Below are 18324 nucleotides of genomic sequence, written 5' to 3'. Positions count from 1 at the left end.
GGACGGCACACCGCCGAGGAGTATCCATGCACACGGTCACCACCCGATCCGCCCGCGACGTGGTGGGCCGGGAATCAACGCGCTCCACGCGCTCCCTGCTCATCGCCGCCGCGCTCGCCGGACCGGTCTTCTACCTGTCAGCGACCGCGCAGATACTGACACGCGAAGGCTTCAACCTGAGCGTTCACCCGATCAGCCAACTATCCACAGGAGAGCTCGGCTGGATCCAGGCGGCCACCTTCATCATTGCCGGGCTCGGCGTGCTGGCGCTCGCGGTCACGTATCGCCGACTCGTCACCGACGGTGTCGGGCGGCGTCTCGTCCCGATCCTCCTGGCCGTCTTCGGTTTCGGCTTCGTCGTCGCCGGTTCGTTCACCATGGACCCGCAGCACGGTTTCCCGATCGGAACCCCCGCCGGCCCGGCGGCGGCGATGTCCTGGCACGGCATCGTGCACTCGGTGGCCGCGGCCGTCGCGTTCGTCGGTCTCGCCATCGCCTGCGTCACCTCGATGATCCGATCGATCCGGGAGCGCCGGGCCTGGGCCGCGACCGGGCACGGGTTCGTCGCGCTGGTCTTGCTCCTGCCGGTCTCCCCCACCGATTCGAGCCTCCAGATCGCCGGGACCGGCCTCATCGCGTTCACCTGGACTACTGTTACCGCGCTGACGCTGCGACGATCCATTCGGTGACGCCGTGTCCGCGATCAACGAGAGTTCCGCGTACGGGAAGGCGAAACGTGAAGTTCCTCTTGCTCAGTTACACGCCCACCGCCAGTTGGGACGCGACGACCGCCGATGCGCCGTCCGACGAGGCCTTGGCGGCTTTCGCGGCCTACCAACGGTTCGAGGAGGAACTTCGGCGGACGGGCGAGTTCGTGACCAGCGAAGGGCTGGGGCACCCCGCCGTCAGCGTCACCGTCCGTCCCGGCGACGCGGGCGCCATCGCGACCGACGGCCCCTTCGCGGAACTCAAGGAGGTGCTCGCGAGCTTCGCCGTCATCGAGTGCAGCAGCCTTGAACGGGCGCGTGACATCACGTCCCGCATCGTCGCGGTGCTCGGCGAACCCATCGAGATTCGCCCGATCATGGGCGACGATTTCGCCTGATGGGCACGACGATGCCGTCGTCCGGCGACGAGAATCGGACGAACGTCGAGCACCTGCTGCGCGGTGAGGCGCCGCAGGTGCTCGGCGCGCTGGTGCGCCGGTTCGGCCGCTTCGACGTGGCCGAGGACGCGGTGCAGGAGGCGTTCCTGGCCGCCAGTCGTCAATGGAGGGATGATGGGACACCGGACGACCCGCGCGCGTGGCTCATCCGGGTCGCCTACCGGAGAATGATCGATCGACTTCGATCGGAGCAGGCCGAGCGGCGTCGTCAGTTGACGGTGGCCCACACCGACCCCCGGTCCTACGCCCCGGAGCGGCCGGGTCCGGCCGCGATCGAGCGCGACGACAGTCTCAACCTGTTTCTCCTGTGTTGCCATCCCGTCCTCAGTGTCGCGTCGCAGATCGCGTTGACGCTGCGTGCCGTCGGAGGTCTGCGGACGGTGGAGATCGCGCACGCGTACGGCGTGACGGAGCAGACGATGGGGACGCGGATCAGCCGGGCGAAGCAGCAGTTGAAGCGGTCGGGGGCGCGATTCGAACTCACCGACGCGGACGACGCGCGGCGGCGGGTCGACACGGTCATGAGGGTTCTCTATCTCGTCTTCAACGAGGGTTACACGACCTCGGCGGGGAACGAGCTCAGCCGAGCCGATCTGACGTTGGAGGCCATCCGGCTTTCCCGCATGCTGTGCGAGCTGATGCCGCAGAGTTCGGAGGCCCAAGGTCTCCTGGCGTTGATGTTGCTCACGGAGGCTCGTCGGCCCGCCCGGATGGACGTCGATCACGAACTCGTCCCGATGTCCGATCAGGACCGTGGTCGATGGGATCGGGACATGATCGCCGAGGGCGTGACCCTGATCGAGGCGGCGTGGCGGCGGGACCAGGTCGGCGGCTACCAGCTCCAGGCGGCGATTGCGGCCGTGCACGCCGAGGCGACGGGCACCGAGGACACCGATTGGCCGCAGATCGCGGCGCTCTATCTGTGGCTGGAACGACTCGAACCGACCGCGCCGGTGCGGCTCAGTCGGGTCGTGGCGGTCGCCCACGCGTACGGCCCGCAACGGGGTCTGGCGCTGCTCGACGAACTCGATCGCGCGCACGGACTCTCGGAGTCCCCTCTCGTCACCGGGCGGGTCCCCGCAGTGCGCGCGCACCTGCTGGACCTCGTCGGCGAGCGCGCGCGGGCCCGGGACGAGTACCTTTCGGCGGCAGAACGAACCGGCAACACGGTCGAGCAGCGGTATCTGCGGCGCCGCGCCGAGCAGGACTAGGCGAGCGGGACGTCATCGGCACCGACGGATAGGACGTGCGCGGTGACCAGCGGTATCCCGCAACAGGAGTTGCCGTGGGTGGTCGTGGCGCGGTGGATCACCGAGCACCCTCCATTATCGACGCGAACCGTCGTGTTCTCGTCAAACCGAGGAGACGCGCACGGCGGTCGATGCGGCGTCTTGGCGCTGGCCGAGAGACCTGAGCCGGACCGTCAACCGGATCGGTCGTCCGCGCGGTCCAGGTATCGGGCGACGTACCGGCCGTCCGGATCGAAGCGTCGCGCTTGACGATCGAGGTTGAACCGGCGGTTGGGTCGAGGGTCGTTGCCCGTTCCCGCGACCCACTGCCAATTGCCGTAGTTGTTGGCGACGTCCGCGTCCACGAGCCAACGATCGAACCACGCGGCGCCGTGCCGCCAGTCGACGTCGAGAACCTTCGTCAGATACGACGCGGTGATCAGGCGTGCCCGGTTGTGCATCCAACCCTCTGTCCGCAACTGCCGCATCCCCGCGTCGACGATGTCGACTCCGGTACTACCGGATTGCCACGCCGCCAACGCATCCGGGTCATGTGACCAGGTGTCCTTCTCGGGGAAGCGGTACGGTGCCGACGTCAGGCGCGGGTTCGCCGCGAGGACCTGACAGAAGAAGTCCCGCCAGCACAGTTGCCGGATCAGGGCGTCGGGAGCGCGTGGGTCCGTCGCCAACTCCAGCGCCGAGACGCATCCGAAGTGGATGTACGGGCTGAGGCGGGTCGTGTCGTCGGCTGCGAGATCGTCGTGGACGCTGTCGTAATCGACGCCGCGTTCGGCCCAGGCCTCCCATCGGTGGCGGCCCTGAGTCTCTCCTCCTTCGGGGATGTCTGGCGACTCGGCGCGCACTGGGCCGACGACGTTGTCGGGATCGTCTCCGGTGATGCCGGACGGCATGCTGATGGCGCGCGGGGCGTCGACGAGCTTCCTCCACCGCGCGGCGGCCCAGGCCCGCGAGTACGGTGTGAACACTCGATAGTGGTCACCGCCCGTCGTGGGCGTGGCGGCTCCCGGTGGGACGATCGCGGTCCCGTCGGTGATCCGCAGCGACGCCCCGATCGCCGCGCAGGCCCTCTCGACGCGACGCCGTCTGGTCCGTGCGTAGCTGCTGTAGTCCTCCGCCATGACGACCGTGTCGACGGGCGCCCGCTCGCCGATGCGCCGAAGGGTCGCCTCGGTGTCGCCCCTGATGACGACGAGATCGCCACCGAGTTCGCGTAGGGAACCGCGCAGGTCGATCAGACAGTCGCGGAGAAATCGCGCCCGGTTGGGCGGCACCGCCAAACGCTCATCCACTATGAACAGCGGGATGACGTCGTCACCCAGGCTGTGGGCCTCCGTGAGCATCGGATTGTCCGTCACTCGCAGATCCCGCGTGAACAACGCGATCGCCGTCCCCATGCGCCACCTCCCCTGCCCCGATTCACCCTAGGCCATTCCGCGGTGCCGGGGGCGAAGGCGCGTCCACCGACCATGTCGAGCCGTTGCCAGCGGTGAGCCTTCTATGTAGACGGATATATAGAAGCCCGGGTGACACCGCACACGATCGTCGGTGAGATCGTCCCGCGTCGGTAGAATCATGCGCGGTGTGCCGGGAAGTCTGGTCGGCGTTGTCGTTGCCGTCGACCCCGGAAGACCGCGTGCCCATGCCTTTGAGCCCGATACCCGACACACGCCCGAACCCCACTTCATCCATATCAGACGATACGCGGGGTGTACGGCGATGAACGACGCGAACGGTAGCGGCATCGCGGGGCGAATCACCGCCGCGTTGCGCCAGGACCGAACCGGCGGTCTCCTGCTCATCGCCGCAGCCGCCGTGGCCCTGCTCTGGGCGAACTCACCGTGGTCGGCGAGCTATGACGCCGTACGCGAGTACACATTCGGACCGAGCGGCCTCCACTTGCGCCTATCGACGGAGGTATGGGCGGCCGACGGGCTGCTCGCGCTGTTCTTCTTCCTCGTCGGCAACGAACTCAAGCAGGAGTTCGTCACCGGGCCGCTGCGCGATCCACGTCAGGCGGTCGTCCCGATCGTCGCCGCCGCCTGCGGAGCGCTCGTTCCGGCCGCCATCTTCCTCGGTATCACCGCGGGCGATCCGGACGCCGGCGGCGGTTGGGGCATCCCGATGGCCACGGACGTGGCGTTCGCGTTGGCGGTCCTCGCCCTCGTCGGACGACACCTGCCCCCGGCGCTGCGGACATTCCTGCTGACGCTGGCGGTCGTCGACGATCTCATCGCGATCGTCGTCATCGCGGTGTTCTACACCGCGAGTATCGCCGTTGCTCCCCTGCTCATCGCGGTGGCGTTGCTGGGGCTGTTCGGCTGGCTGCAACAGTCCCGCGTTCTCGACGAGACGCGCGTCGGCCGGTGGCTGATCTACCCGCCGCTCGCCGTCGCGATCTGGACGTTGACGCACGCGAGCGGCATTCACGCGACGATCGCGGGCGTCGCGATGGGCGTCCTCATGCGCACGCGGCGCCGACCGACGGAAACCCTGGATCCCAGTCACCGCATGGAAAGACTGCTGCGGCCCTTGGTCATGGGGGTGGCGCTGCCGGTGTTCGCGCTGTCGGCCGCGGGTGTCTCCTTCGACGGCTTCGCGACGATCATCACGAGCCCCGTCGCGACGGGAGTCATCGTGGGGCTGATCGGAGGAAAACTCGTCGGCATCCTCGGCGGAGCGTGGCTGACCACGCGACTGACACGAGCGCGCCTCGACCCGAGCTTGTCCTGGATGGACATAGTCGGGATGTGTCAGCTCGCCGCAATCGGTTTCACCGTCTCGCTGCTCATCGCCGAACTGTCGTACCCCGCGCACGAAACCCTGCTCGCGCAGGCGAAGTCGGGCGTGTTGATCGGCTCGATCGCGGCGGTCGGTCTCGCCGTCGTCGTACTGGGGGCCAGGAACCGGCACTACCGTGCCCAAGCCGAGCGGCCCGGCATCGCCCATACCGGGGAGGACGCGTGAAGTCCGTGTACCGGAGCCCGGCGGCGCACCGGGCGATCCGCGACTGGTGTGAGAATCGCCTGGCAGCGTGGCGAACGCCGCACAGCACCCGGGTCGTCCGGGCCGACGCCGCCGACGTCCATGTCACGAACGTGGGGAGCGGTCCGGTACGAGTGGTGCTCGTTCCGGGTACGAACTTCAACGCCGCGACCTGTCTCGACGTCGCCGCCGTCCTCGGACGGCGATGGGGAACCGCGGTGATCGACGTACCGGGCCAGCCCGGGCTGTCGAGCGAGTTTCGACCACGGAACCCTCACAACGGTTGGTACGCAGGGACGTTGTCGGCGGCGCTCGACGCGCTCGACGCGCGGGACGTCGTGGCAATCGGCAACTCGATGGGCGCCGCGATCGTCCTCGGCTGCCGATCTGAACGGATCGCGGCGCGCCTGTTGTACTCACCGGCCGGGATCATGCGGTTGCGGCTCGACCCCGCGATGGCGGCGCGCTCGACGGCCTGGTTGTTGGCGCCGACCGCGCGAAGCACTCGACGAATGCTGGAACTGTTCACGGCGCCGGGATCCGCGCCGTCGAAGGACACGGTCGACTGGATGCGGCTCGTCGGAACACATTGCCGTTCAACACTGGCTCCGTCCCCTCAGCCGGTCGCGGTCCTTCGGGCGAGCGCGCGCGAACCTCTGATCGTCGCCAGTGGCGAATACGACCGCTTCCTGCCTCCTCGGCGACTCACGTCCGCCACCGCGCGGCTGTTGGGAGCGTCCGCGCTGGTCCTGTCCGGAGTCGGACATCTCGCCGTGGAGGAACGTCCGTCCGATGTGGTCCCGTTGGTCGCGGAGCTGCTTTCGTCCGTGGCCCGCTGAGGCTTCGGAGCGCTCGTGGCCGAAGGCATGGTGTCGTCCCAAAACGGTTAGGCTTTGCCGCCCGGATGCGACAGGATTCACACATGACGACCGATCAATTGATGGCGCGAGCCCGCCGACTGTGGGAGGAACTGGCGACCACGCAGGTCCGCTTCGTCCCGGGGCGGGTCAACATCGCGGTGGCCCCCGACTCCAAGCTGTCGCCGGCGGGTTGGATCGGGGTGGTGGCTCTCGGAGACGCCGCGATCGTGACCGTGCGCAGCGAACGGGCCGAACGTCTCGTCCGCAAGCACTTGGGAACCACGCCGGTCGGCGCCGTCATCGACGCGACCGTCATTCAACGCCTTCTGCCGGTCATGAACGTCCTCGGACCGGCGACACTGGCCTACGCCGACGAGTCCGGCTTCCGAACATCCGCGACTGGAACATCCCCAGTGGAGCAATTGGCGTCGGATCATCCCGATCTCGCACACCCGGAGGCTCTCGCCGGGGAGGCCGACGCCGCCGAGGCGGGCCTGACCGCCTGCGACTCCCCCGTGTTCGCGATCCGGGCGGACGACCTCATCGTCGCGGCGGCGGGATATCACACCTGGCCGCGGCGGACCGCCCACATCGGCGTCCTGACCGCGCCGCATTGGCGCAACAAGGGTCTGGCCAAGGCCGTGGGAGCGGCGGCGACGGCCCACGCCCTCGCGAACGGCTTCCTGCCGCAGTGGCGCGCCCGCGTCCTCCCCTCCCAACGCGCCGCCCGCACCCTCGGCTTCCGCACCCTCGGCACCCAACTGAGCTTCGAACTCACCGACCCGTGACGGGGGTTTCCCGTCGACCCGCGTGCCGGTACGACGTCGTCGTAGCGCCGCTCCGTACCGTTGGTTCATCATGGACGTTCAACAGTGGGAGCTTGTCATGTCGAATGGGATTCGGGTCGTCGCCGCCGTGTTCGTGGACGGGGGCCGGGTGCTCGCGTGTCGACGGGCGGCCGGGCGACCCGGCGGCGGGAAGTGGGAGTTTCCCGGCGGGAAGGTCGAAGCGGGTGAGGATCCCAAGGCGGCGCTGCGGCGCGAGATCCGGGAGGAGCTCGGCATCGCGATCGACGTCGGCGAGCTCCTGGATCGCTCGGTGACCACCATCGAGAATCGGCGCATCGACCTGAGTTGCTACCACGTGGAGGAAACCGACGGCGCTCCCATCGCGAGCACCGACCACGACCTCCTGGAGTGGTTCGCGCGTTCGGAGTTGGCGGCACTCGACTGGGCCGAACCCGACCTGCCCGCCGTCCGGCTGCTCAGCGCCGACGTCGACGGGCAGGACTGAGCCCAGAACCGGCGCACCATGCACCACCGAAGCGGATGATCCATTAGAGACATCAATGGCCGGGTGTCCGCGACGATGGATGCGGAGTGTGGCTATCGTGTCCGCATGTGCGTATCGGCCGCGTCGGCGAACTTCTCGCAGACCATCGTCTACACCGGCCGACTCCGGGACCCGGAGCTCGGTCTCGTCAACGTCTTCGGCTACCAGAACGCCGCGATGAACCTCAGCGACGGACCGAACGCGATGCTCCTGCACCTCCCCACGGCGGACTTGTCACCGGAACAGTTCATCTCCGTCGGCGCTCGCGGGAACGTCCTGGACGACATGGCGACCGCGGTACCGATCGGCGCCGGTCCGACCATGAGGGGCGGCGTTGCGGCGGCCATGGCCGCGAGCGGCGGCGCCGTCGTGTTCGACCACGACATCTACACGATCGTCCTCGCCGACGACGCGAACGCGATCCCCGCAGCGCTATCTCAAGTGGACTACCGCAGGCGCCCCGCCGTCTCGGCCGAGCTGTGCGAGTTCTACGCGGCGCGCTTTCCATCGCACACGATCGTCCTGTGCTGTTTCGACAACGCGGACATGAGACGGGCGCACCCGTTGATGCTGTGGTACCGCCCCGACGACCCCGACCTGCTCGTTCTACCAGGAGTGGACGAGCACGCCGGATCGGTTCCGGCTCTCGGCGCCCCGGTCGACCGGGATCACGTACTGATCTGGTCGACCGGGGACGCGACGTCCGATTGGGGCCACCGGGTGACGTACCGGGGCCGCCTGCGGCACGCGCTGCGCCGTTTCCTGCCCGATCGCGTCAGCGGCGTCCGGCTGTCCTGGATGGACGACCAAGGCGCCCTGTTCCGGAACGGGGACTTCACGATCACCCACGACGATCTCGTCGCGGAGCGCCTCGATCGGGCGCGCCTGAGCGTGCCGGACGGCCGATTCGAGACACCGGCACCGGTGGTCACGCCGTGAGCGTCTCCGCGATGACGGCGGCGGGTCCGGGCGTCATCAGGATCGTGTAGTGGTTGGTGTCCTCGACCAGCCGCGCCGTGAAGGTGCCTTGGGCGGCCCAGTGATCGACGAGCGCCTGCGGTAGCAGTCCCGGTGCCGCGCCGAGCATTCCCTTGGGCGCGTACAACAGTGTCGTCGGGACGGTCAGGGTCGCGATGTCGCGTTGAATCGCCTCGGAACCGACGACGAGGTCGCGGCCGTCGGCGGTGACGGCGGCCGGATTGACGCGGGATCGGACCGCGCCGTCCCCGACTTCGGAGACGTCGTAACGGACGTAGGCGGCCATGTCCTCGTTCCAGTCCGGACCGAGCGCGGGGTGCGCGCGGAAGAACTCGAGGTACGCGTCCTCCGAGGGGTAGGTCTCGGACAGCCGAGCGACGGCTGGCCCGACGGTCGCCGCGACGATCGCGTCGGGGTCGACACCGGCCGGGACGGGCAGCGGGAGCCCACCGTCGATGAGGACGAGCCGGGAGTACAGCTCGGGGCGCGCGGCGGCGGCCCGCAGCGCGGCGTAGGCGCCCATCGACTGGCCCGTCAGGACCACCGGCGCGCCGAGATGTTCGGCGACGGCGTTGAGGTCGCCCGCGTGGGTGTCCATTCCGTAGGGCCCCGGTTGGTCCGCGCTGCCACCACGACCACGGAGGTCGACGGCGACGAGCTGGAACGACTCCGGCAGGTGCCTCGCGACGGCCGAGAAGGACATGGCGGAGGCCGTGATGCCGTGCGCCGCGAGGATGACCTTCGGTCCGTCGCCGAACCGCAGGGCGCGAAGGGTACCTCCGGGTACGGGAATGTCGAGGGTTTTCATGATCCTTCACCTTTCGGGTTCTGTGTGGATTGTTCGGCGCCGACGATGCGCAGCGCGTATTCGCAGTACTGGTCGCCCACGTCGTCGCGGGTGTAGGGCTGGTCGGGGCCGAACCAGTTGGCGACGCGGATGCCCATCGACGAGATCGCGATTCCCGCGAGCACGGGATCGGCGAGCCGGAAGACGCCTTGGTCGACGCCGGCGCGCAGGACGTGACCGAGGAGCTGGCGGGACTGTTCGCGGAGGGCGAGCGCAGGCGCGGCCCGTTCCGGGGCCAGGGCGTGGAGTTCCGCGTTGGCGACGAGCGCGAGCAGCGGAAAGTCGGTGTGCGCGTGGACTTGCGCCCGAACGAGCGCGCAGAGCCGGGCCGTCGGGTCGGCCGGCGCGTCGACGAGCGCGGTTTGGAGCCGCTCGTGCAGTTCCCGGTGCCCGATGAGGACCAGCTCGGCGAGGATGTGCTGTTTGGACGGATAGTGCGAGTAGAGGGTCGCGGAGTTGATCCCGGCCTCGGCGCCGAGCTGTCGGATCGACGTGCCGTGGAAGCCGTACTCGGCGAACAGGGCGAGCGCGGCGAGCAGGACGCGGCCGCGGGTGCCGGACGGCGTGGCGGTCTCGGGCAACGCGACCGCGACGGCGTTCAAACGGCGGGGTTCCCAGTTGGTGACCACGGCACTCCTCGAATCCGATCAATCGATTGGTTGACACGGTAGCTCACTGCGGAGGATAGTGACCCGCAACACCTCAAACCCAATCGATCGATTGGAAATGGAAGGGACTACTCATGACCTCTCCGCCCCAGCCGCGCGCGATCGCTCGCGTTCTGCGCGCCGCGCTGTTGTGCGTCGCCCTGTCACTTGCCTCCATCGTCGTCGCGAGCCCGGCACAGGCGGCGAACGGATCGTTCTTCGCCGGGACGTACGCGAGTTTCCACGGCGTTCGCGACTACCACGGCTACGTGCCGTCGTCCTATGTGCCGGGAAACGACATGCCGCTCGTCGTGGCGCTGCACGGTTGTACCGAGAACGACGTCGGCTTCGACATCCTGTCCGGGTGGAGCGCCGAGGCCGAGGCGCGCGGCTTCATCGTCGTGTTCCCCGACCAGAACAACTTCGTGAACCCCGCGGGATGCTGGAACTGGTTCCTACCGTCCAATCAGCACCGTGGCGGTGGGGAACCGGCGATCATCGCGGGCATCACGAACCGGATCGCGTCCAATTACGACGTCGACGACAAGCGGACGTACGTGACGGGCGTGTCGGCGGGCGGCGTGATGGCCAACATCATGACCGTGGCCTACCCCGACGTGTACGCGGCAAGCAGTGTCCTCGCGGGCTGCGAGTACCACTGCGATGTGACGCGCAGCCGCACCCCGGAGGAGTCGGGAATGGACGCGCTGGCGGAGATGGGCGTTCGGGCGCGATCCGTGCCGACGTTGATCTTCCAGGGAACCGCGGACGTGGTGGTCGCGCCCGTGACGGCCGACAGGATCGCGGGACAGTGGACGACCGTCGCGGGCACCGACGCCATACCGGACACGTCGACGCCGGGCCAGGTGCCCGGTGGACGGAGCTTCACCCATCTCACGTACACCGATGACGCGGGCCGCGTCATCGTCGAGCAGTACATGATCGACGGCGCTGGCCACGCCTACCCCGGTGGTTGCGGTTGCAGCCTGTACGGCGACACGTCCGGACCCGACGCCACCGCGATCACGTGGGACTTCTTCGCCGCCAACCCGATGCCGTAACACCGGACGACCCAGAGTCCACAAAGGTTGACCGGGTCCGCTCCCGTCGTGGTCCCCCAAGATCACCGGGCAATAGAGTGATCGCCAGGACCACGACGGGAGCATGGTTATGAGCATCGATCCATCCAATCGAACGGTGTTGATCACGGGAGCGTCGCGCGGAATCGGCGCGTCGACGGCACGCCTCCTCGCCGAGCGGGGCGCCCGGATCGCGATCAACTATCGGGAGAAGGCGCGGCGAGCCGAGCTCGTCGCCAACGGCATCACGGATTCCGGAGGCGACGCCTTCGCGGTGCGCGCGGACATCACGGACCCCGCCGCCGTCGCCGCCATGACGGCCACCGTCAGCGAGCGTTTCGGAAAACTGGACGTGTTGGTGCTCAACGCGTCCGGCGGCATGGAGCGCGATGTTGATCCGGGATACGCGTTGCGGCTGAACCGGGACGCGCAGGTGGCTCTGGTCGAGGCGTGTCTGCCGTTCATGCCCGCCGGAGCCCGGATCGTGTTCGTGACGAGCCACCAGGCGCACTTCGTCGACGAGCGCCCGACGATGGCGGCGTACGAGCCGGTCGCGCGCAGCAAGCGCGCCGGGGAGGACGCGCTTCGCGAACGGATCGGCATGCTGAGGGAACGCGGCGTCGACCTCGTCGTCGTGTCGGGCGACATGATCGAGGGAACGATCACGGCGACCCTGCTCGACCGGGCGCAGCCGGGCGCGATCGAAGCGCGTCGCGAAGCTGCGGGGCATCTGGTCACTGTCCACGAATTCGCGGACGAGGTGGCGAACGCCGTCACCATCGAAGCCGAATCCGGCCACACGATCTACGTCGGCGGCGCGGACTACCTACCGTAGGCGAGAGTCGAGTCCACTTCGGCCGGACGCCGTCCGCTCGTTCCAAAGCGCCAACGGCGCTCGGACGCGCGGACGGTCGCGTTGTTCGGCCCGGCGCGGAGAATACCGTCGACGGCTTGCTCCCCGGCCGTACGTCACACACCAAGCCGGGCCGCCCTCGGACCCACGCGACCGCGGTCAGGCTGGGGCCCTCGGTGCGACCGGCCGTACTCCACCGCGACCTCCGCTTCGTGATCCCAACACCGGAACCGAAGCGGCCACGGACTTTCGAGGCCTTGTACACGGCCGAAGCAGTCGACAGGCAAAGACGACGGCCTTCAAGGCGCGAAGACGACCGTCGAAAGAAACGGCGGTCGTGTCGAGCAGACCGTGGACGCGGTTTTCCCGCTCCGTCAAGCGGTCCGCGCGTGCGAGCTCGGGCCACCGCCGACGATGGGACCTCGCCGTCGTTGATCAGTCGCGTTTGGGGCCCGGGACCTCGACGTCGGAGAACGCGGCGACGGTCCGATCGGCGTAGGCGCTGGCGTCGCCGGTCTCCATCGGGCCGTCCCAGTTCTGGGGAAGGGGGTGGGCGTCGGGATTGACGACCTTCACGATCTCGTCGAGGACGGTCTCCGCGTCTCCGACCCACAGGTGCTTACCGCCCGGAACATCGATGACGGTGGATTGAGGAATCGCGGCGAAACGTTCGCGGGCGGCGTCCGGCTGAAGGTAGTCGTCGTGTTCGGGGATGATCGCGACGACGGGGCGGCCGTCCTCGGCCCACCCCGCGAGGTCCTCGGCGGTGCTGTACCGCAACGGCGGCGACAGCAGGATGGTGCCGAGCACCGACGGTTCGCGGCCGTACTTCAACGCGAGGTCGGTGCCGAACGACCAGCCGAGCAGCCAGATGTTCGGCAGTTCCTCGAACTCCGCGTACTCGACGGCGGCCGCGACGTCGAAGGCCTCGCCCACGGCGTTGTCGAAGGCCCCCCCGCTCGTGCCGGCCGTGCTGGACGTGCCCCGGGTGTTGAAACGGAGTACCGCGATGTCGGCGAGCGCCGGCAGGCGCCATGCCGCCTTGCGAAAGATGTGGCTGTCCATCATCCCGCCGTGGGTGGGCAACGGGTGCAGGCACACGAGCGTCGCCTTCGGGGTCGCCTGCTCCGGGGTGGCGAGTTCGGCGACGAGGGCCACGTCGTCGGCGGTGTGCAGGGTGAGCGCGCGGCGGTTCGCGGGCAGCACCGAGTTGGCTCGTATCGCAGTCACGTATCCCAGTGTGCCAAAGCGACGCGTGTGTGCCGGCACACAGCGAAATCGCCGGTCAGCGGCGCCGATTGGGGCGGCGGGTGCCGCGCGCGCGCCAACACGGGCGGTGCCAGTGTCGGCGTTCGTCGACGGCGCCGTCGTCCGGCCACGCGACGACGTGGGCGACGCCGGGCGGGATCTCCTGATCGCAGCCGGGACAGCGGTACGTCTTGGCGGAGCGGTCCGCGGCGACGCCGCGCACCCGCCATCGCCCGTCCGGGCCGTCCTCGACCGTCTCACCGAACGTCGACGCCCGTTCGAGGTTGACCGGGGAAGCTGCGCTGTATCGACGGTTGCGGCGGGGACTCACCGGTCAAGGTTATCGATCGAGCCGGGAGGCCCGTGGCGGTGTCACCGACTGATCCACCATTCGAGGAGCTTGTTGTGCTTCGCGGCGCGTTTCAGCGACATGAGCGGCAGCGGCGCGGGCAGGCGGCGGCGAGCGATCGACTTCGCGACGGCGAACTCGCGCAGCCCGTCGGCACCGTGCGCGCGCCCGTAGCCGGAGTCGCGAACGCCGCCGAACGGGAGCGCCGGTATGGCGGCGAACGCGAAGCCGGAGTTGATGGCGGTCATGCCGGACCGGACCCGGCTGGCGATGTCGAGGACGTTGCGTTTGCCGAAGACCGCGCCGCCGAGGCCGTACGGGGTCGCGTTGGTCCGCCGCACCGCTTCGTCCACATCGGGCACTCGATTGACAATGAGGACGGGGCCGAAGGTCTCCTCGGTGACGGCGACGGAGGACTCAGGAACGTCCACAATGATCGTCGGTGACACGAACGGGGGTTCGACGGTGCCGGGCCCGCCGAGTACGCACGTCCCACCGTCGGCGACCGCAGCGTCGATGTGCGAGGCGATGATGTCGAGCTGTTTCGGCATGGTGATCGGGCCGATCTGCGCCTCGTCGTCGGAGCCGACCCTCAGGTCGCGCGACTGGGCGACCAGTGCGTCGATGAACCGGTCGGCGATCGATTCGACGACGTAGACCCGTTCGAAGCCGGTGCAGGACTGCCCGGCGTTGGTGAACGCGCCCCAGGCGACGTATCCGGCGGCGGTCACGACGTCGGCGTCGGCGGCGACGATCGCGGCGTCCTTGCCGCCGCCTTCGATCAGGGCCGGGATCAGTCGCGAGGCGGCGGCCGTGGCGACCTTCCGGGCGGTCGGGACGGAGCCGGTGAACGCGATCTTGTCGACGTCGGCCTGGCATAGCAGGGCACCGACGTCGCCGAGGCCGTGCACGATCCCGACGAGTGGGCGGCCCGCGACCCGGTTGATCGTGTCGGCGATCCACTGACCGACACCGGGCGTGTACTCGCTCGGTTTGAACACGACGGTGTTGCCCGCCGCGAGCGCGTAGACGATCGACCCCATCGGGGTGTGCAGCGGGTAATTCCACGGTCCGATGACCGCGACGACGCCGTACGGGTGGTACTCGAGGTACGAGGCGTGGTCGATGAGGGACAGGTTCGTGCGGACGCGTCGACGACGCAGCACGCGCGCCGCGTTCTTCGGCGCCCAGTCCGCGTGCTCGAAACAGGTCGATATCTCGCTGAAAGCGTCGGACACGCTCTTTCCGGTCTCCGCGCGCAACACCGTCATGAGCCCGCGAACGTCGGCGGCCATGGCCTTCTTGCAGGCGAGCAGGATCGCGCGCCGACGCGACCAGTCGAGCCCGGCCCACCAGGCGGCCGTCTCACGGGCGGTGGCGACGGTGGCGGCTACGGTCTCCGAGTCGGCGACCGGGTGACGTCCGACCTCCTCGCCGGTCGCGGGACGAACGGACACGAGCTGCCCGTCGATGATCTGTGGCGCGGTCACGGTCTGCATGGCTCGATCGTATGACCGCTCCGGGAGTCGGACAATAGTTCGCGAGAAGTACTCACATCCTGCCAGAGAACGAGACCCCGGTACCCGGTACGGCGCGGGGCGAACGAGCCCCGGCGCGTTCGGAGCGACCGGACCGCACCACGCGCCCGGACCGCCGGAGTGAGCGGCACACCACATGACAGACTCGGTGACCGAGATTCGTATCGGAAAGGATTCGTCGTGATCAATACAGTGGGTGTCGTTGGCCTCGGCACGATGGGCGCCGGTATCGCCGAGGTCTTCGCCAAGGCCGGACTCACCGTCATCGGTGTCGAAGCGGTCGAGGCCGCCGCCGAAGCCGGCCGCGCTCGCCTCGACAAGTCCCTCGACCGGCAGCTCGCCAAGGGCCGACTGGACCAGGCGACCCGCGACGACATCGCCGCCCGCTTGACCGTGACCACCGACCTGAGCGCGCTCGCGGCGGCGAACCTCGTCATCGAGGCGGTCCCGGAACTGATCGACATCAAGCGCGACCTGTTCACCCGACTCGACGAGATCTGTCCTCAGGAGACCATTCTGGCGACGAACACGAGCTCGCTGTCCGTCACGACGATCGCGGAGACGACGAAGCGCGCATCCCGCGTCGTCGGCATGCACTTCTTCAACCCGGCGCCGATCATGAAGCTGGTCGAGGTCGTCGAGACTGTCCATAGTGATGACACTGTGGTGAGTGAGATCGCCGACCTGGCGAAGCGCGTCGGCAAGACGCCCGTCGTCATCGGAGACCGGCCCGGTTTCATCGCCAACCGACTCCTGTTCGGCTACCTCAATCACGCGATCCGGCTGCTCGCCGAAGGCCGTGCCAGCCGCGACGAGATCGACGGCGCGATGAAGTCCGTCGGTTTCCCGATGGGACCGCTGATGCTGCTCGACGTGATCGGCCTGGACACGTCCGTGGAGGTCCTCGACAGCATCCACTCCAACGACGGCGCCTCTCCCCGCCACGACGCCGCTCCGCTCCTGCGTCAGCTCGTCGCCGACGGCAGCCTCGGCCGCAAGACCGGCCACGGCTTCTACGACCACACGCAGCCGGTCGCGGCCGCCGAGCTCTCCGAGGAGCGCGCCGCGGAGATCGTCGCCGAACTGCTTCCGCCGCACATCGCCGAAGCCCGCGAGATGGCGGCGTCCGGTTACGCCAGCGAGGCCGACATCGACACGGCAATGACGCTCGGCTGCGGATATCCCAAGGGCCCCTTCGCCTTCGACCTCTGATTCATCGTCCCACCGTGGACGGAACGGCTCCCGGACCGTGTGGTCCGGGAGCCGTTCGCCGTCAACCGGCGTCGATGCCGATATGGACTCGATGGTGACGAGGGGTGGCGACCTCGTCGACGATCGCGACCGCCAGGTCGGCGTACGACAACCGCGCCGCCGCATCACCATGGCTGACCCGGTACTTCCCGGACCGTCCCGCCTGACGATCGAAGTCGCCCGTGGGGCTGATGGCGAGCCAGTCGATGTCTCCGGAGTGGGCTTGAAGCACCTCGACGCCCGCCCGATGCGCGAGTATGAAACCGCGATGCTCCTGCGGATAGTCACTACTGTCGAGCAGCGGCACGCCGTCGGCTCCCGGCAGCAACGACGAGAGCGTCACGACCACGAGTCGGCCGACCTCGGCCCGAGACAGCCCCGAGAGCAGGGCGCGGGACGCGGCGGGATAGAACGTCCCCGCGTCAGATAGTCCATCATAGACGGCCGCAACGGCGGACCGGTGTCCCGGCGCGAGCTCGGCGATGCGTTCGGCGTCCAGGACATCTCCCTGGGCGAGAGTCACACCGTCGGCCGCGAGATCGGCGTGCCGCGCGGGATCCCGCACCACCGCCGTGACCGTCAGGCCGCGCCGTCGCGACTCCTCCACGACGGTCCGTCCCGCCGACCCACCACCGCCGAACACGATGACATCGTTCATGTCGTTCCTCTCAGGTTTCGACCGCCACTGCGACGACGGCCTTCAACCGGACCGTACCGACGCCCCCGGTATCCCCAGGGATACCTGTTACGGTCGCGAGATGACGAGGCCGCTCCCCGCCGATCTGTTCGATCCACTGTGTCCTTCGGATCTGCTGCCGTTTCGGTTCGGCGACAAATGGTCGGCGTTGGTCCTCAAATGCCTTGAGGACGGTCCGCGACGCTTCGGTGAACTGCGACCACCTCTGCGTGGAGTCACCGCACGGGTCTTGACCCGAACCCTGCGCGGCCTGATGGACTCCGGCTTCGTCGAGCGGCGACAAGACGACGGACACGCGCGGTACGCGTTGACACAACTCGGAAGGGAGGTTCTCGTCCCCCTGGCCGTCCTCTGTGAATGGACCGCCCGACACTGGGACGAGCTGCTGGACGGACGCGACGGCGCGCTGACGGATCCGGCCGGCACCGCGTCGGTAGGCGCGTACCCCACTCGCTGAGCGGCCCCGTCCCATCGGTCCGACACGGACGGACGATCAGTCGAAGTCGATGTTCTCCGTAACGTCCTCAATGTGATCGGCGAGCCCCACGAGGAATTCCGCCATCACCGGAATCGATTGACCGCCTTGAGAATCCGGCGGACCATGACGCCAGGTGACGAGCCTGTCGCCATCGACCGTCCACTGGAAGCCCTTCTTCCGATCCCCACTGGACAACCAGTCCCGAAGATCGGGCGTCAACACGACCTCGGCGAAACGATCGTTCGTGGAGTCGGCGCGATACCGCGTCGTGAAGCGATCGTCGGCGGTCTGATGTTCGACCGCGCCCGCGACGTCGACCCGCTGTCGCCCCAGTAGGCGCACCGTGACCTGGAGAAACGGGTAGGACTTCGGCAGGGTCACGGACACGACCTGCATCGGAAGGCCGCGCCGGAACTCGAAGGCGACGAGGCTGTATCGCTTCCACACGCCGCGGAATACCGTCCGCACCACAGGCGGGCGCGGCGGCGGCGAGACGGACGCGAACGGGGCACCCCTCGTCAACGACAGCAACGACCTTTCCGGGCGCTCCTGTTGGAGGTGGTGTTCGGCGGCAAAGGCGCGCAGTCGAGTGAGTCGCCGCATCCGCCACCCCAACGCCAGCACCAGGTACAGCGTGAACACGATCGTCACGATGAGGCACACAAGGCCGAGCACGTCCCACATGCTGCCTGAGGTTATGGCACCAAGCGATCCGCCGCACGCCGGGCCGACGAATCGAGACTCCCCGTTTCCGCTTGGTTGGGCAAATT

General features: G+C 68.5%; 20 protein-coding genes. 12 read left to right on the top strand and 8 right to left on the bottom strand.

Going from position 1 to position 18324, the window contains the following annotated elements; translation table 11 throughout:
• The first annotated feature begins 26 nt into the window (after positions 1–26).
• Genes ACM9NP_RS02985 through ACM9NP_RS02975 form a run of 3 tightly spaced genes read left to right on the top strand, consistent with a single transcriptional unit; the run spans position 27 to position 2376 of the window.
• Positions 27–689 (top strand): DUF998 domain-containing protein, encoded by a 663-nt coding sequence (locus ACM9NP_RS02985; RefSeq protein WP_415644994.1) that lies wholly within the window; start codon positions 27–29, stop codon positions 687–689.
• 47 nt (positions 690–736) lie between these two features.
• Complete coding sequence (locus ACM9NP_RS02980; protein ID WP_415644993.1) at positions 737–1105, top strand: YciI family protein; 369 nt, start codon at positions 737–739, stop codon at positions 1103–1105.
• Positions 1105–2376 carry an RNA polymerase sigma factor gene (locus ACM9NP_RS02975; protein ID WP_415644992.1) on the top strand — a complete coding sequence of 424 codons (1272 nt, stop codon included), beginning with the start codon at positions 1105–1107 and terminating at the stop codon, positions 2374–2376. The genes ACM9NP_RS02980 and ACM9NP_RS02975 overlap by 1 nt, the downstream gene beginning before the upstream one ends.
• A 212-nt stretch (positions 2377–2588) precedes the next feature.
• Here the strand turns inward: ACM9NP_RS02975 and ACM9NP_RS02970 are convergent, their stop codons facing one another.
• Positions 2589–3809 (bottom strand): cryptochrome/photolyase family protein, encoded by a 1221-nt coding sequence (locus ACM9NP_RS02970; RefSeq protein ID WP_415644991.1) that lies wholly within the window; start codon positions 3807–3809, stop codon positions 2589–2591.
• A 322-nt stretch (positions 3810–4131) separates the two neighbouring features.
• On the opposite strand from ACM9NP_RS02970, the gene nhaA reads away from it, so the two are divergent.
• The 5 genes from nhaA (at position 4132) to ACM9NP_RS02945 (ending at position 8528) form a co-directional block, all read left to right on the top strand.
• On the top strand, positions 4132–5379 hold the full coding sequence (gene nhaA, locus ACM9NP_RS02965) for a Na+/H+ antiporter NhaA (RefSeq protein ID WP_415644990.1): 1248 nt from the start codon (positions 4132–4134) through the stop codon (positions 5377–5379).
• On the top strand, positions 5376–6236 hold the full coding sequence (locus tag ACM9NP_RS02960; protein ID WP_415644989.1) for an alpha/beta fold hydrolase: 861 nt from the start codon (positions 5376–5378) through the stop codon (positions 6234–6236). The genes nhaA and ACM9NP_RS02960 overlap by 4 nt, the downstream gene beginning before the upstream one ends.
• Before the next feature lie 83 nt (positions 6237–6319).
• Positions 6320–7045, top strand: a complete 726-nt coding sequence (locus ACM9NP_RS02955; protein WP_415644988.1) for a GNAT family N-acetyltransferase — start codon at positions 6320–6322, stop codon at positions 7043–7045.
• Positions 7046–7142: 97 nt separating this feature from the next.
• Positions 7143–7550 carry a (deoxy)nucleoside triphosphate pyrophosphohydrolase gene (locus ACM9NP_RS02950; RefSeq protein WP_415644987.1) on the top strand — a complete coding sequence of 136 codons (408 nt, stop codon included), beginning with the start codon at positions 7143–7145 and terminating at the stop codon, positions 7548–7550.
• Between the two features lie 105 nt (positions 7551–7655).
• The gene (locus ACM9NP_RS02945) at positions 7656–8528 is read left to right on the top strand and encodes a hypothetical protein (RefSeq protein WP_415644986.1); all 873 of its coding nucleotides are present in this window, start codon (positions 7656–7658) and stop codon (positions 8526–8528) included.
• Here ACM9NP_RS02945 and ACM9NP_RS02940 read toward each other — a convergent pair.
• Both ACM9NP_RS02940 and ACM9NP_RS02935 read right to left on the bottom strand, forming a co-directional pair.
• Positions 8518–9375, bottom strand: coding sequence for an alpha/beta hydrolase (locus ACM9NP_RS02940; protein ID WP_415644985.1), 858 nt, complete (start codon positions 9373–9375; stop codon positions 8518–8520). The two genes, ACM9NP_RS02945 and ACM9NP_RS02940, sit on opposite strands and share 11 nt — an antisense overlap.
• Positions 9372–10043 (bottom strand): TetR/AcrR family transcriptional regulator, encoded by a 672-nt coding sequence (locus tag ACM9NP_RS02935; protein ID WP_415644984.1) that lies wholly within the window; start codon positions 10041–10043, stop codon positions 9372–9374. Before ACM9NP_RS02935 ends, ACM9NP_RS02940 begins: the two co-directional genes overlap by 4 nt.
• Before the next feature lie 113 nt (positions 10044–10156).
• Between ACM9NP_RS02935 and ACM9NP_RS02930 the strand changes: the two genes are divergently transcribed.
• Together ACM9NP_RS02930 and ACM9NP_RS02925 are read left to right on the top strand one after the other, a co-directional pair.
• Positions 10157–11122 carry an extracellular catalytic domain type 1 short-chain-length polyhydroxyalkanoate depolymerase gene (locus tag ACM9NP_RS02930; RefSeq protein ID WP_415644983.1) on the top strand — a complete coding sequence of 322 codons (966 nt, stop codon included), beginning with the start codon at positions 10157–10159 and terminating at the stop codon, positions 11120–11122.
• 109 nt (positions 11123–11231) lie between these two features.
• A complete protein-coding gene (locus tag ACM9NP_RS02925; RefSeq protein WP_415644982.1) occupies positions 11232–11975 on the top strand; it encodes an SDR family oxidoreductase in 744 nt (247 codons plus the stop codon).
• Between the two features lie 453 nt (positions 11976–12428).
• Here the strand turns inward: ACM9NP_RS02925 and ACM9NP_RS02920 are convergent, their stop codons facing one another.
• The 3 genes from ACM9NP_RS02920 to ACM9NP_RS02910 are packed head-to-tail and all read right to left on the bottom strand — an operon-like array spanning position 12429 to position 15089.
• Positions 12429–13262 carry an alpha/beta hydrolase gene (locus tag ACM9NP_RS02920; protein WP_415644981.1) on the bottom strand — a complete coding sequence of 278 codons (834 nt, stop codon included), beginning with the start codon at positions 13260–13262 and terminating at the stop codon, positions 12429–12431.
• 16 nt (positions 13263–13278) lie between these two features.
• Positions 13279–13572, bottom strand: coding sequence for a hypothetical protein (locus ACM9NP_RS02915; RefSeq protein ID WP_415644980.1), 294 nt, complete (start codon positions 13570–13572; stop codon positions 13279–13281).
• Positions 13573–13613: 41 nt separating this feature from the next.
• Positions 13614–15089 (bottom strand): aldehyde dehydrogenase family protein, encoded by a 1476-nt coding sequence (locus ACM9NP_RS02910; protein ID WP_415644979.1) that lies wholly within the window; start codon positions 15087–15089, stop codon positions 13614–13616.
• A 219-nt stretch (positions 15090–15308) separates the two neighbouring features.
• On the opposite strand from ACM9NP_RS02910, the gene ACM9NP_RS02905 reads away from it, so the two are divergent.
• A complete protein-coding gene (locus ACM9NP_RS02905) occupies positions 15309–16340 on the top strand; it encodes a 3-hydroxyacyl-CoA dehydrogenase (RefSeq protein WP_415644978.1) in 1032 nt (343 codons plus the stop codon).
• Between the two features lie 61 nt (positions 16341–16401).
• Here the strand turns inward: ACM9NP_RS02905 and ACM9NP_RS02900 are convergent, their stop codons facing one another.
• A complete protein-coding gene (locus ACM9NP_RS02900) occupies positions 16402–17037 on the bottom strand; it encodes an NAD(P)-dependent oxidoreductase (protein ID WP_415644977.1) in 636 nt (211 codons plus the stop codon).
• Positions 17038–17137: 100 nt separating this feature from the next.
• Between ACM9NP_RS02900 and ACM9NP_RS02895 the strand changes: the two genes are divergently transcribed.
• Positions 17138–17533, top strand: coding sequence for a winged helix-turn-helix transcriptional regulator (locus ACM9NP_RS02895; protein WP_415644976.1), 396 nt, complete (start codon positions 17138–17140; stop codon positions 17531–17533).
• Between the two features lie 36 nt (positions 17534–17569).
• Here ACM9NP_RS02895 and ACM9NP_RS02890 read toward each other — a convergent pair whose 3' ends face one another.
• Complete coding sequence (locus ACM9NP_RS02890; protein ID WP_415644975.1) at positions 17570–18238, bottom strand: hypothetical protein; 669 nt, start codon at positions 18236–18238, stop codon at positions 17570–17572.
• Positions 18239–18324: the final 86 nt, after the last annotated feature.

This window comes from Stackebrandtia soli (genome assembly GCF_965137155.1).
In the GTDB taxonomy this organism is placed as follows: domain Bacteria; phylum Actinomycetota; class Actinomycetes; order Mycobacteriales; family Micromonosporaceae; genus Stackebrandtia; species Stackebrandtia soli.
Note: the sequence above shows the minus strand (reverse complement) of the source record. Positions and strands in the feature narration are given on the sequence as shown.

Bases quoted from the DNA above. Each gene is read 5' to 3' on its own strand.
- ACM9NP_RS02975 (WP_415644992.1), top strand. From the start codon at position 1,105: ATGGGCACGACGATGCCGTCGTCCGGCGACGAGAATCGGACGAACGTC.
- ACM9NP_RS02930 (WP_415644983.1), top strand. From the start codon at position 10,157: ATGACCTCTCCGCCCCAGCCGCGCGCGATCGCTCGCGTTCTGCGCGCC.
- ACM9NP_RS02970 (WP_415644991.1), bottom strand. From the start codon at position 3,809: ATGGGGACGGCGATCGCGTTGTTCACGCGGGATCTGCGAGTGACGGAC.
- ACM9NP_RS02950 (WP_415644987.1), top strand. From the start codon at position 7,143: ATGTCGAATGGGATTCGGGTCGTCGCCGCCGTGTTCGTGGACGGGGGC.
- nhaA (WP_415644990.1), top strand. From the start codon at position 4,132: ATGAACGACGCGAACGGTAGCGGCATCGCGGGGCGAATCACCGCCGCG.
- ACM9NP_RS02895 (WP_415644976.1), top strand. From the start codon at position 17,138: ATGACGAGGCCGCTCCCCGCCGATCTGTTCGATCCACTGTGTCCTTCG.
- ACM9NP_RS02985 (WP_415644994.1), top strand. From the start codon at position 27: ATGCACACGGTCACCACCCGATCCGCCCGCGACGTGGTGGGCCGGGAA.
- ACM9NP_RS02955 (WP_415644988.1), top strand. From the start codon at position 6,320: ATGACGACCGATCAATTGATGGCGCGAGCCCGCCGACTGTGGGAGGAA.
- ACM9NP_RS02900 (WP_415644977.1), bottom strand. From the start codon at position 17,037: ATGAACGATGTCATCGTGTTCGGCGGTGGTGGGTCGGCGGGACGGACC.
- ACM9NP_RS02940 (WP_415644985.1), bottom strand. From the start codon at position 9,375: ATGAAAACCCTCGACATTCCCGTACCCGGAGGTACCCTTCGCGCCCTG.
- ACM9NP_RS02910 (WP_415644979.1), bottom strand. From the start codon at position 15,089: ATGCAGACCGTGACCGCGCCACAGATCATCGACGGGCAGCTCGTGTCC.
- ACM9NP_RS02890 (WP_415644975.1), bottom strand. From the start codon at position 18,238: ATGTGGGACGTGCTCGGCCTTGTGTGCCTCATCGTGACGATCGTGTTC.
- ACM9NP_RS02925 (WP_415644982.1), top strand. From the start codon at position 11,232: ATGAGCATCGATCCATCCAATCGAACGGTGTTGATCACGGGAGCGTCG.
- ACM9NP_RS02945 (WP_415644986.1), top strand. From the start codon at position 7,656: ATGTGCGTATCGGCCGCGTCGGCGAACTTCTCGCAGACCATCGTCTAC.